The organism is Nocardia sp. NPDC003963 (assembly GCF_053605105.1).
On sequence record NZ_JBSGIP010000002.1, the window covers coordinates 67,526 to 79,912 of the forward strand.

At 68.2% G+C, this 12,387-nt stretch carries 10 protein-coding genes; 2 read left to right on the plus strand and 8 right to left on the minus strand.

All coding sequences use genetic code 11. The features are described from left to right. Nucleotide 1: 1 nt before the first annotated feature. The 5 genes from gap to uvrC all read right to left on the minus strand — a co-directional run bounded on the left by gap (nt 2) and on the right by uvrC (nt 6,377). Nucleotides 2-1,021 (minus strand): type I glyceraldehyde-3-phosphate dehydrogenase, encoded by a 1,020-nt coding sequence (gene gap, locus ACWEWT_RS08945; RefSeq protein ID WP_452557767.1) that lies wholly within the window; start codon nt 1,019-1,021, stop codon nt 2-4. A 161-nt stretch (nt 1,022-1,182) separates the two neighbouring features. Continuing rightward, nucleotides 1,183-2,160, minus strand: a complete 978-nt coding sequence (whiA, locus tag ACWEWT_RS08950) for a DNA-binding protein WhiA (protein ID WP_174372421.1) — start codon at nt 2,158-2,160, stop codon at nt 1,183-1,185. Next, nucleotides 2,157-3,218 carry a gluconeogenesis factor YvcK family protein gene (locus ACWEWT_RS08955; RefSeq protein ID WP_452558079.1) on the minus strand — a complete coding sequence of 354 codons (1,062 nt, stop codon included), beginning with the start codon at nt 3,216-3,218 and terminating at the stop codon, nt 2,157-2,159. The genes whiA and ACWEWT_RS08955 overlap by 4 nt, the downstream gene beginning before the upstream one ends. Then, on the minus strand, nt 3,218-4,093 hold the full coding sequence (gene rapZ / locus ACWEWT_RS08960) for an RNase adapter RapZ (protein ID WP_452558080.1): 876 nt from the start codon (nt 4,091-4,093) through the stop codon (nt 3,218-3,220). The genes ACWEWT_RS08955 and rapZ overlap by 1 nt, the downstream gene beginning before the upstream one ends. A gap of 223 nt (nt 4,094-4,316) precedes the next feature. Next, complete coding sequence (gene uvrC, locus ACWEWT_RS08965) at nt 4,317-6,377, minus strand: excinuclease ABC subunit UvrC (RefSeq protein ID WP_452557768.1); 2,061 nt, start codon at nt 6,375-6,377, stop codon at nt 4,317-4,319. A gap of 241 nt (nt 6,378-6,618) precedes the next feature. Between uvrC and ACWEWT_RS08970 the strand changes: the two genes are divergently transcribed. Continuing rightward, nucleotides 6,619-8,571 (plus strand): gamma-glutamyltransferase family protein, encoded by a 1,953-nt coding sequence (locus ACWEWT_RS08970; protein ID WP_452557769.1) that lies wholly within the window; start codon nt 6,619-6,621, stop codon nt 8,569-8,571. A gap of 68 nt (nt 8,572-8,639) precedes the next feature. Then, on the plus strand, nt 8,640-9,989 hold the full coding sequence (locus tag ACWEWT_RS08975; RefSeq protein ID WP_452557770.1) for a DUF1254 domain-containing protein: 1,350 nt from the start codon (nt 8,640-8,642) through the stop codon (nt 9,987-9,989). Between the two features lie 82 nt (nt 9,990-10,071). Here the strand turns inward: ACWEWT_RS08975 and ACWEWT_RS08980 are convergent, their stop codons facing one another. Genes ACWEWT_RS08980 through ACWEWT_RS08990 form a run of 3 tightly spaced genes read right to left on the minus strand, consistent with a single transcriptional unit; the run spans nt 10,072 to nt 12,328 of the window. Then, on the minus strand, nt 10,072-10,572 hold the full coding sequence (locus ACWEWT_RS08980) for a PH domain-containing protein (protein ID WP_452557771.1): 501 nt from the start codon (nt 10,570-10,572) through the stop codon (nt 10,072-10,074). Between the two features lie 3 nt (nt 10,573-10,575). Further along, a complete protein-coding gene (ribH, locus tag ACWEWT_RS08985) occupies nt 10,576-11,055 on the minus strand; it encodes a 6,7-dimethyl-8-ribityllumazine synthase (RefSeq protein ID WP_452557772.1) in 480 nt (159 codons plus the stop codon). Nucleotides 11,056-11,083: 28 nt separating this feature from the next. Next, nucleotides 11,084-12,328: a bifunctional 3,4-dihydroxy-2-butanone-4-phosphate synthase/GTP cyclohydrolase II gene (locus ACWEWT_RS08990; RefSeq protein ID WP_452557773.1), complete on the minus strand. Its 1,245-nt coding sequence runs from the start codon at nt 12,326-12,328 to the stop codon at nt 11,084-11,086. Between the last annotated feature and the right edge of the window lie 59 nt (nt 12,329-12,387).

A 12,387-nucleotide genomic window follows, 5' to 3' on the forward strand; every position in this document is an offset into this window, starting at 1 on the left:
CTCAGAGGGATTTGCCGACGAGGCCGATGAGGTCGGCGAGGCGGTTGGAGTAACCCCACTCGTTGTCGTACCAGGAGTAGACCTTCACCTGGTCGTCGATCACCTTGGTGAGCGGCGCGTCGTAGATCGACGAGTGCGGGTCGGTGACGATATCGCTGGACACGATCGGGTCCACGCTGTACTTCAGGATGCCCTTCAGCGGCCCCTCGGCAGCGGCCTTGAACGCGGCGTTGATCTCGTCGACGCTCGCCTTCTTGGCGAGATCGGCCGTCAGGTCGGTGATCGAGCCGGTGGGAATCGGCACCCGCAGCGAGTAACCGTCGAGCTTACCGTTGAGCTCCGGCAGCACGAGGCCGATGGCCTTGGCCGCACCGGTGCCGGTCGGCACGATGTTCACCGCGGCGGCGCGGGCCCGGCGCAGATCCTTGTGCGGGCCGTCCTGCAGGTTCTGGTCCTGCGTGTAGGCGTGAATAGTGGTCATCAGACCCTTGACGATGCCGAACTCGTCGTGCAGGACCTTGGCCAGCGGGCCGAGGCAGTTGGTGGTGCACGAGGCGTTGGAGATGATGTTCTGGCTGCCGTCGTACTTGTCGTCGTTGACACCCATCACGATGGTGATGTCCTCGCCCTTGGCCGGGGCGGAGATGATGACCTTCTTGGCGCCGGCGGCCAGATGCCCCTTGGCCTTGGTGGCGTCGGTGAAGATACCGGTGGACTCGACCACCACGTCCACCCCCAGATCGCCCCACGGCAGCGCCGCCGGGCCTTCCTTGATGGCCAGCGCCTTGATGCGCTGATCGCCCACCACAATGGTGTCCTCACCCTCGAGCGACACATCCTGGGGCAGCCGGCCCAGGATCGAGTCGTACTTCAGCAGGGTGGCGAGGGTCGCGTTGTCGGTGAGGTCGTTGACCGCCACGATCTCGATATCGGTGGTGCCGAGCGCCTTCTGCGCCTCCACCGCCCGGAAGAAGTTGCGTCCGATACGGCCGAAGCCGTTGATACCTACCCGGACAGTCACGTTATCGCTCCTCAGCTGTCAAGCGGATCGTTCCGATGCCCTGTTCACCCTAATGCCTCGCGGTCACCTCTCCGACAGGCACCTGGCGTTGGTGAGCACCGGGTATCCACGCACCGGCCGGACGGATGATCGACGGCCGTCCGGCCGGGCCGCGGAAGACCTCAGGCGTCGTCGAGAAGCTCCGCCGTGACCGCCGATTCCGTATCCGGCACCCCCAGTTCTTTCGCCCGCCGGTCGGCCATCGACAGCAGGCGCCGGATCCGGCCCGCTACCGCGTCCTTGGTCATCGGTGGATCGGCCAGCTGGCCGAGTTCTTCGAGGGAGGCCTGCCGGTGCTCGACCCGCAGCTTCCCCGCCGCGGCCAGGTGGTCCGGTACGTCTTCGCCGAGCAGTTCCAGGGCCCGTTCCACCCGGGCCGCCGCGGCGACCGCGGCGCGCGCCGAGCGGCGCAGGTTGGCGTCGTCGAAATTGGCGAGCCGGTTGGCGGTGGCGCGGACTTCCCGCCGCATCCGCCGTTCTTCCCAGGTGAGCCGGGTGTCCTGGGCGCCCATGCGGGTGAGGAGGGCGCCGATCGCCTCACCGTCGCGGACCACGACCCGGTCGGTGCCACGCACTTCCCGTGCTTTGGCCGAGATCCCGAGCCGCCGTGCGGCACCGACCAGCGCCAGGGCGGCTTCGGGTCCGGGGCAGCTCACCTCGAGGGCCGAGGAGCGGCCGGGTTCGGTGAGCGAACCATGGGCCAGGAAGGCGCCACGCCACGCGGCTTCCGCGTCCGCGACGCTACCGCCGACGACCTGGGCGGGTAGGCCGCGCACCGGACGGCCACGCACATCCAGCAGACCGGTCTGCCGGGCCAGCGCTTCGCCCTCCTTCGCGACCCGGACCACGTAGCGGGAGGATTTGCGCAGGCCACCGGCACTGAGCACATGCACATCCGACCCGTATCCGTAGAGTTCGAAGATCTCCCGCCGTAGCCGCCGGGCGATGGAACCCATATCGACTTCGGCTTCCACTATCACCCGCCCACCGACGATATGGAGGCCGCCGGCGAAACGCAGCAGGGCGGACAGTTCGGCTTTGCGCGCACTCACCTGTGTTACGGCGAGCCGGCTCAGCTCGTCTTTCACTTCGGCTGTCATCGCCACGAGACGTGCTCCTTTCCACCCAACCCGGACCGCACATCCTGACCCATGTGCCGTCCCTCGACTCGAAACCCCGGCAACTGTGGCCGAGGCTCGTGGATCAGTTGATCCAGTGCGGCGGCGAGCTTTCCGGAGTCGTGCCGGTCGGTTCCCGCGTCGGCGACATCGGAAAAGACTACTCGCGCCCGTAATTGACCGGCAGCTCTGGCCACATGCTCACGCTCCCGCCCTTCCGGCACACACCCGGAATCGACCAGAACCTCGTCGACCGCGAAATCCGGTGCGTGCTGGGACAATACATGCAGATGCCGTTCGGCGGAGAACCCCGCGGTCTCACCCGGCTGCGCGGCGAGGTTCAGGATCAGCACTTTACGCGCCCGGGTGCGCACGAGTGCGTCGCGCAACCCCGGTACCAGCAGATGCGGTATGACACTGGTGAACCAGGAACCCGGCCCGAGGATCACCGCGTCCGCCCGTTCGATGGCAGCGGTGGCTTCGCCGCAGGACGGCGGATCGGCGGGCAGCAGCCGCACCCGCCGCACCTTGCCCGGTGTCGTGGCGACCGCGACCTGGCCACGGATACAGCGGCTCACCCGTGGATCGGCTTCCAGCCCGGATACATCCGCTTCGATATCCAACGGGATATTCGACATGGGCAGCACTCGACCGCTGATACCCAGTAGCTCACCCACCTTGTCGAGCGCGGCCACCGGGTCGCCGAGTACTTCGGTGAGACCGGCCAGCAACAGGTTGCCGACGGAATGCCCGGCCAGCGCGCCGGTACCGCCGAACCGGTGCTGCACGGTGCGGGTGAGCACCCCGTCGGCGTCGGCGGCTAGCGCCGCGAGCGCCATCCGCAGATCTCCGGGGGGCGGTACCCCCAGTTCGGCGCGTAACCGCCCGGACGAGCCGCCGTCGTCGGCGACCGTCACCACCGCACTGATCCGGCGGGTGATCCGCCGGATCGCGGACAGGGTCGCGTACAGGCCGTGGCCGCCGCCGAGCGCGACGACCGCGGGACCGGATGGGTCTGCGGATTCGTTCTCCGAGTTCATCATTCACGCCCCAGATCCCGGTGCAGCACTCGTACCGCGTCCACCGGCCCGTCCGCGCCCTCCTCGATCCGGCTACCGGTGATCTTGCCGAGGGCCTCGGCGATCGCGACGCTGCGATGTCTACCGCCGGTGCAGCCCACTGCGACCGTCATGTAACGCTTCCCCTCTTGGCGATAACCCTGGGTGGTCAGCTCGATCAGGTGGTCACAGGTCCGCAGATAGTCGTCGGCGCCCGGACGCGACAGCACATAGTCGCTGACCACCGTTTCCTGACCGCTGTGCTGACGGAGTTCAGGTACCCAGTGCGGGTTGGGCAGGAAACGCACATCCAGCACCATGTCCGCGTCCAGCGGGACACCGTACTTGAATCCGAACGATTGAACGGTCAACTGCAGCGCCGCCGGCGTGCCGCCGCCGTAGACCTCCTCCAATTTCCGGTGCAATTGGTGGATGGACAGTTCGGTGGTGTCGATGACCACATCCGCGGCGGCCTTCATACCGGCCAGCCGGACCCGTTCGGCCGCGATCCCCGCCGAGAGCGTCCCGTCGGCGCTGTCGTTCTGCAGCGGGTGGCGGCGCCGGGCGAAACCGAACCGGCGGATCAGCACATCGTCGGACGCCTCGAGGAACAGGATCCGGGTGGGCACCCCCCGCGTACGCAACTGCTCGATGACCGCCGGCATATCGCCGGTGAAGAAGCGGCTGCGCACATCCATCACGATCGCCAGCCGCCGGATCGGCGGATCGGCGGAGGAACCCAGCTCCACCATGCGGCCGATCAGTTCCGGCGGCAGGTTGTCGGTGACGTACCAGCCCAGATCCTCGAGTACCCGCGCGGCCGTGCCCCGCCCCGCACCGGACAGGCCGGTCACCATCACGACTTCGACCGGGGTGCCCGCGCCGGATCCGGCACCCGGCACCACCTTCGTACTGTTGTTCGATTCGACGCGAGTCATGTACCACCCGGATCTTGTTCGGGAATGCGTTTCGGTCACCTTGCTGTAGGGCCGCGTCCCGGCTGCTACCGCGGGACGCAGGAACAAACGTACGTGACCGGCGCCGGTCGCCGCGCAGTTGCGGCGGGCGCCGCGCCGGACGCTATCGCTCGTGCAATGCCGCCAGTACCGCCTCGGCGGTGGCGCGACCGATACCGGGAACCTCGATGATCTCTTCGACGGTGGCCTCCTTCAGCCGCGCGACCGAGCCGAAATGGGTCACCAGCGCGGTCCGCCGGGTTTCACCGAGGCCGCGGACGGTGTCCAGCGCAGAGGCCGTCATCCGCCGGGACCGTTTGCTCCGATGGAAGGTGATGGCGAAGCGGTGTGCTTCGTCACGTACCCGCTGGAGCAGGTAGAGGGCCTCGCTGGTGCGCGGCAGCACCACGGGATCGGGCTCACCGGGGACCCACACCTCCTCCAGTCGTTTGGCCAGGCCGACGACGGCGATATCGGTGATGCCGAATTCCTCGAGCACCTCCGCGGCGGCCGCGACCTGAGGTGCGCCACCGTCGACGACGTAGAGGTTCGGCGGATAGGCGAATCTGCGCGGCCGGCCGGTCTTCGGATCGATACCGGGCCGGGTCACGATCTCCGCCTCGGCGTCCACCGGCTCGGCGCCGGCACCGTTCTCCACGGCGGGCGAGCCGAACTCCTCGACCGGCACCGAACCCGCGAGATCCGCCTGTTCGGTGGTATCGCGCTCGCGCCGCAACCGCGCGAAGCGGCGCCTGGTCACCTCCGCGATACTGGCGACATCGTCGGAGCGCCCGTCACCGGCGGCCTCGCGGATGGCGTAGTGGCGGTAATCGGATTTCTTGGGCAGTCCGTCCTCGAACACCACCAGCGAGGCCACCACATCGGTGCCCTGTACATGGCTGATATCCACACATTCGATCCGCAGCGGGGCGGTATCGAGATCGAGGGCGTCCTGGATGTCCTGGAGCGCCACCGAACGCGACGTCAGGTCACCGGCCCGGCGGAGTTTGTGCTGGGCCAGGGCTTCCTTCGCATTACGTGCCACGGTCTCGGCGAGGGCTTTCTTGTCACCACGCTGCGGGACCCGCAGCCGCACCGACGCACCCCGCAGCGTCGACAACCAGCGCTGCACCTCCTCGGCGTCGGCCGGTAGTTCGGGGACCAGTACCTCCCGCGGCACCACGGCCGCGGGCTGCTCGCCGGCGGTCTGTTCGGCCACCGCGGCCTGCTCCCCGTAGAACTGGGTGAGGAACTGTTCCACCAGCGCGGCCAGCTCACCACCGTGTTCGGCGGTATCGGCGGCGTCACCGGATTTGTCCACCACCCAGCCGCGCTGGCCGCGCACCCGGCCGTCCCGCACATGGAAGATCTGTACGGCGACCTCGAGGTCGTCCCCGGCGAAGGCGATCACATCGGCGTCGGTGCCGTCGCCCAGGACCACCGCCTGTTTCTCCAGCGCCCGGCGCAGCGCCTGCACATCGTCGCGCAGCCGCGCCGCGGTCTCGAAATCGAGGTCCTCGGCGGCGGTCTGCATCCGGCGTTCCAGATCCTTGACCATCCGATCGGTGCGACCGGCCAGGAAATCGCAGAAATCGTCGACGATCTGCCGATGCTCGGCCGCGGAGACACGTCCCACGCACGGGGCCGAACATTTGTCGATATAGCCGAGCAGACAGGGCCGGCCCATCTGGCTGTGCCGTTTGAAGACCCCGGCCGAACAGGTACGCGCGGGGAAGACCCGGAGCAGGAGATCCAGGGTCTCCCGGATCGCCCAGGCATGAGCGTAGGGGCCGAAATACCGGACCCCTTTCTTCCGCGCCCCCCGGTAGACGAACAGCCGCGGATACTCCTCGTTCAGGGTGACCGCCAGCACCGGATAGGACTTGTCGTCGCGGTAGCGGACGTTGAACCGCGGATCGAATTCCTTGATCCAGTTGTATTCGAGCTGCAGCGCTTCCACCTCGGTGGACACCACGGTCCATTCGACGCTCGCGGCGGTGGTGACCATCTGGCGGGTCCGTGGATGCAGCGCGGTGATATCGGCGAAGTACGAGTTGAGCCTGTTACGCAGGCTTTTCGCCTTACCCACATAGATGACCCGGCCGTAGGAGTCCCGGAATTTGTAGACACCGGGTTCGAGCGGAATTGAGCCGGGCTGCGGCCGGTACGTCGCGGGATCTGCCACGTATCCAGCGTAGTAGCGGCCTCGGACACACTCGGCCGCCGGTCGGCGGGCTCCGGGGACAGCGGGAGGACGAACGGGGCGGCCGGCCCCGGCGCGGGGCGGATCACCGGGTCGCGCCGGACCACCTGCCGGGGCGGCCGCGTCGCGCCGCCGCATCCGCGGCCCGGCGGTTCCGTACGCGAATCCCCCGGGCCGGGCGCGTTCGGCCGCCACTGCCGCCCGGTCCCGCTAGAGTTCGAATATGCGCCCGATACAACGGATTCGGTACGCGCTGGCAGTAACGGCGCTGCTCGTGGCAGGCTCGCTCAGCGGATGTTCCGACGATACCGGGTCCGCCGGCCCGTGTACCCCGATGCCGAACGGCACTCCGGTGACCGCCGCACCGCAGGCGGGCTCGGCCGCCCCCACCTCCCGGGATCTCGCGACGAACCCGGAGATCGCCTCGGGTTACCGCAGCGAGATGACCGCCGTCCGCACCAGCGGCTACGCCGTATCCACCGCGAACTCCCACGCGACCCGTGCTGCCTGCGAGGTGTTGCGCGCCGGCGGTACCGCGGCGGATGCGCTGATCACCGCGCAGACCGTGCTGGGGCTCACCGAACCGCAGGCTTCCGGGCTCGGCGGTGGCGCGTTCCTGCTCTACTACGACGCCGAGCACGAGACCCTGGACGCCTACGACGGCCGGGAGACCGCACCGGCGCAGGCCACCGAGAACTATCTGCGCTGGATCAGCGATACCGACCGTACCGAACCGAAACCGGATACCCGGGCCAGTGGTCGGTCGGTCGGTGTTCCGGGTGTGGTCCGTATGCTCGAGCTTGCCCATTCCGAGCACGGTCATATCCCGTGGCGGGAACTGTTCGACCCGGCCGTCTCGATGGCCGATCAGGGGTTCGAGATCAGTCCGCGACTGGCCGGCCAGATCGCGGATTCCGCGGCCGAACTGGCCCGCGACCCGGCCGCGGCCGAATACTTCCTGAACCCGGACGGCTCGCCGCGGGCCGCGGGCACCGTACTCACCAATCCGGCCCTGTCGAAGACATTGAACACCGTGGCCACCGAGGGGGCGGACGGGTTCTACACCGGAACGATCGCCCAGGACATCGTCGCCGCGGCCGGTTCACCGGCCGGGGGGCGCACCCCGAGCCTCATGGAAGCGGCCGACCTCGACTCCTACCGGGCGGTGAAACGCACCCCGCTGTGCACCGGCTACCGCGGGCACGAGATCTGCGGAATGCCGGGCCCGTCCTCCGGTGGTATCACGGTGGCCGCCACACTGGGCATCCTGGAGAATTTCGATCTCCCCGCCATGCCACCGGAGCGGTTGGACCGGAACGGCGGTGTCCCGCAGGCCGAGGCGGTCCATCTCGTCGCCGAGGCCGAACGCCTGGCCTACGCCGATCGTGACAAATTCGTCGCCGATCCGGATTACGTTCCGCTGCCCGGCAATTCACCGGAAACCCTGGTGAACCCGGAGTACCTGGACACACGGGCCGAACTCATCGACCCGCGCAAGACGATGGGCACCGCGCAGCCCGGTGATTTCGGGGCCGCGCCGGTGGGTATCGGCCCCCAGCAACCCGAGCACGGCACCAGCCATATCTCGGTGGTCGACTCCTACGGCAACGCCGCGGCCATGACCACGACGGTGGAATCCGCGTTCGGCTCCTTCCATATGGTCGACGGGTTCCTGCTGAACAATCAGCTGACCGATTTCGCGACCGATCCACTCGGCGCCGACGGAAAACCGGTCGCGAACCGGATAGAACCGGGTAAACGCCCACGCAGTTCCATGAGCCCGACCCTGGTGTTCGAAGGCGGGGACGGCGCCGAGCGGGGTGCGCTCACCCATGTGGTCGGATCGCCGGGCGGTTCGGTCATCATCCAGTTCGTGGTGAAAACCCTTGTCGGCATGCTGGACTGGGGGCTGGACCCGCAGCAGGCGATATCCGCGGTGGCGTTCGGTGCGGCGAATACGCCCGTCACCAATATCGGCGGCGAGCATCCGGCGATCGACGCGACCGACGACGGCGCCCACGATCCGCTGGTCACCCGGTTACGCGAACGCGGCCATCAGGTATCGGTGGACCCGCAGACCAGCGGGCTCAGTGTGCTCGGCCGCGACGGTGACACCGGCTGGGTGGGCGGGGCCGACCCCCGGCGCGAAGGCGAGGTACTCGGCGACACTCGCTGACCGGCCGTCGGCGGATCACCCGCTCCGGGCGATCCGCCGCACGACGACCCCGTGCTCCCCTGGTGGCCATGTCGAACACCGATGCCGCCGGGATGTCCGGAGCCGAACTCACCACGCTGGCGGCCGACGCGTTCGTCTACGGCTTCCCCCTCGTCTTCGATCTCCAGCAGATCGCGCGATTCACCAGCGAAGGTATGGGCAGCTTGCCTCCGGCACCGCTGAACGAGTTCAGCCACGCCACCGCGCTGGCCGGTCCGCGGGACACCTTCGTCTCCGTCAACAACGACACCGTCTACTCGATCGCGAATATCACCACCGCGGGCGGCCCGGTTCGGCTCGATGTCCCGGATACGGCCGGCCGCTACTACGTGCTGCAGTTCGTCGACACCTGGACGAACAACTTCGCCTATATCGGCCGCCGGGCCACCGGCAGCCTGGCGGCGTCGTATCTACTGGTACCGCCCGAATGGGACGGGATGCCCGCGGAGGGCGTGACCGTGATCGAATGCCCCACCTCCGTCGTGACCATCGTCGGCCGGTGGGCGGTGGACGGGGACGCCGATCTCCCGGCGGTTCGCGCCCTACAGGAGGGTCTGCGCTCGACGCCGCCGGGTTCCGGGCCGGGTCTGCCCGCTCGCACCCCCGGGGTACCCGCCGACCTCGGTTTCTTCGAACAGCTCCGCGTCGGTATGCGTGCTTTTCCCCCGGCCGAACGCGATCGCCGCTATCAGCAGCGTTTCGAACCACTCGGGTTGCTGGAGGCCGACACGCCCTATGCCGATCTCGACCCCGTCCGGGCCACGGCACTGCGGAAAGGACTGGCGGCGGGTCGGCAGCGGCTGGAAACGGAGCTGACCCACGGCAGCGTCCCGCGGCAGAACGGCTGGAATCAGAGCTACCACCTGTTCGACTACAACCTGGATTTCTTCGGGATCGGCACCCGGGACGACCCGCACTGGAGACTTCCCGACGATCCGGACCGCTATCTGCTGCGGGCCGCCGCGGCCCGCGGCGGTCTCTGGGGTAACCACGGCTACGAGGCGGCCTACGCGATGATCTACACCGATAGCGAGGGCCGGCCGCTGGAGGGCACCCACCGCTACGAACTGTGCTTCGCCGAACCGCCACCGTGTGCCGCGTTCTGGTCGGTGACCATGTACGACACACCCGATTTCCATCTGGTGGACAACCCGATCTTCCGGTACTCCCTGGGCGACCGCACCCCCGGGCTGCGCACCGGTCCGGACGGATCGCTCGTCGTGGCACTACAGCACGACACACCGGCCGACCCGGATCGGCGGGCGAACTGGTTACCCACCCCGGCCGACGCTTTCCGTCCACTATTGCGTATCTACGAACCGCACGAGACAGTACTCGACGGAACCTACGAACTCCCGCCGATCATCAGAGTCGACTGACGGCCGTGGCGCCCGGACCGCTCACCGCTCGAGCGGTCCCGCCACCCCGGTACCCCGGGCCATGCACCCTGAGATGCGACGGTCAGTCGGATACGCCGTATTTCGCGCCCAATTCGCGGAGCCGGTCCAGGGCCGCCGCGGCATGTTCACCGTCGTTGGACCGCACGGCCAGCATCGGCACGTAATCGTCGTTCACCAGCTCGAGCCGCGCCCACGCCTTACGGTCGGGGAACGAGACACCGCGAATATATTTCCACTCGAATTCGTTGTCCCCGAGGACATTACGCACCACCACGCCGCGGCGGCCCGCGCGTACCCGGGGCCTGGTGAGCAGTAGCGTCGCCACGGCACCGAAGAACCCGATGGCTGCCATCGCGAACTGGTCCACCACCCGGAAGTTCACGCCCGTGTAGCCGACCCGCAGGAAGATCCCGAGCAGGACGAACGCCACCAGCAGGAACGCCGCGACGATCGCCGCTGTACGCCGCGATTTACGGGGGCGCACATCCAGCTCCCATTCGGGGGACGTCCCCGCACCACCGTCGGACACGTCACCCCGCCGCCAGATCCGCACCACCGGCACGGCTCAGCCTGCCGAACGCAGGCCGCGCAGAGTGAGCGCGGCGTCCAGTGCGGCAGCGGCGGCCTGTTCGCCCTTGTTCTCCGCCGAATCCGGCAGTCCGGCCCGGTCGAGGGCCTGCGCTTCGTTGTCGGTGGTGAGCACACCGTTGGCGACCGGGGTGCTCTCGTCCAGCGAGACCCGGGTCAGGCCGGCGGTCACCGAATCACAGACGTAGTCGAAATGCGGGGTGCCCCCGCGGATGACCACACCCAGCGCGACCACGGCGTCGTGGGTGCGGGCCAGCTCCTGGGCCAGCACCGGCAGCTCCATCGCCCCGGCGCAGCGCGCGACGGTGAGGTGGCGCACCCCGGCCTCGGCGGCGACCTTCTCGGCATTGGCGACGAGGGTGTCGCAGATCTCGGTATGCCAGCGCGAGGCCACGATCGCCAGCCGCAGATCCTTGGCGTCGGCGAGCGCGAAGCTCGGTACTCCGGTGCCGCTCATCGTTTTCCGCCTCTCGATGCCGCTGTCGTCACTGCGCCGTCTCCCCCAGATCCAGATCGTCGAGACCCACCAGGTCGTGACCCATCCGGTCGCGTTTGGTGCGCAGATAACGCAGGTTCTCGGCATTGGCCCGGACCGGCATGGGCACCCGTTCGGTGATGCGCAGCCCGTAACCGTCGAGCCCGACCCGTTTGGCCGGATTGTTGGTCAGCAGCCGCATGGAACGCAGGCCCAGGTCGACCAGGATCTGCGCGCCGGTCCCGTAGTCGCGGGCGTCGGCGGGCAGGCCGAGTTCGATATTGGCGTCGACGGTGTCGTGCCCGGAGTCCTGCAGCTGATAGGCCTGGAGTTTGTGCATGAGGCCGATACCGCGACCCTCGTGCCCGCGCATGTAGAGCACCACACCGCGCCCCTCGGCGGCCACCATCTCCAGGGCCGCGTCCAGCTGCGGCCCGCAGTCGCAGCGCAGCGAACCGAAGACATCGCCGGTGAGGCATTCCGAGTGCACCCGGACCAGGACGTCGTCGCCGTCGCCGACATCCCCGCGGACCAGCGCGACGTGTTCGACATCGTCGTAGATGCTCTGGTAGCCGACGGCGGTGAACTCGCCGTGCACGGTGGGGATACGTGCCTGCGCGACCCGCACGACATGCTTCTCGTGCTTACGCCGCCAGGCGATCATCTCGGCGATCGAGATCAGCGCCAGTTCGTGTTCGTCGGCGAAGACCCGCAGCTCGTCGGTGCGGGCCATATGCCCGTCTTCCTTCTGACTGACGATCTCGCAGATCACGCCCGCCGGCCGCAGCCCGGCCATCCGCGCCAGATCGACAGCGGCCTCGGTATGACCGGGCCTGCGCAGCACACCGCCGTCCTTGGCGCGCAGCGGCACCACATGCCCCGGGCGGGTGAAATCGTTCGGTTTGGCATCACCGTCGGCCAGCAGCCGGATGGTGGTGGCTCGATCCGCACCGGAGATACCGGTGGTCACGCCCTCTTTCGCATCCACCGATACGGTGTAGGCGGTGCCGTGCTTGTCCTGGTTCACCGCGTACATCGGGGGCAGGCCCAGCCGATCGCAGTCGTCACCGGTGAGCGGGACGCAGATGTAACCCGAGGTGTAGCGGATCATGAACGCCACGAGTTCCGGGGTGGCCTTCTCCGCGGCGAAGATGAGGTCGCCCTCGTTCTCCCGGTCCTCGTCGTCGACCACGACGACCGGTTTACCGGCCGCGATATCGGCGACCGCGCGCTCGATGCTGTCGAACCTGGTCACGTCTGCAATGCTCCATCTCGATAGGTCCCGATCACACTACTGGGTCTGTTCGGCCGGTC

Bases quoted from the DNA above. Each gene is read 5' to 3' on its own strand.
- whiA (WP_174372421.1), bottom strand. From the start codon at position 2,160: ATGACAGCCGAAGTGAAAGACGAGCTGAGCCGGCTCGCCGTAACACAG.
- ACWEWT_RS08955 (WP_452558079.1), bottom strand. From the start codon at position 3,218: ATGAACTCGGAGAACGAATCCGCAGACCCATCCGGTCCCGCGGTCGTC.
- rapZ (WP_452558080.1), bottom strand. From the start codon at position 4,093: ATGGTGACCGGCCTGTCCGGTGCGGGGCGGGGCACGGCCGCGCGGGTA.
- ACWEWT_RS08970 (WP_452557769.1), top strand. From the start codon at position 6,619: ATGCGCCCGATACAACGGATTCGGTACGCGCTGGCAGTAACGGCGCTG.
- ACWEWT_RS08975 (WP_452557770.1), top strand. From the start codon at position 8,640: ATGTCGAACACCGATGCCGCCGGGATGTCCGGAGCCGAACTCACCACG.
- ribH (WP_452557772.1), bottom strand. From the start codon at position 11,055: ATGAGCGGCACCGGAGTACCGAGCTTCGCGCTCGCCGACGCCAAGGAT.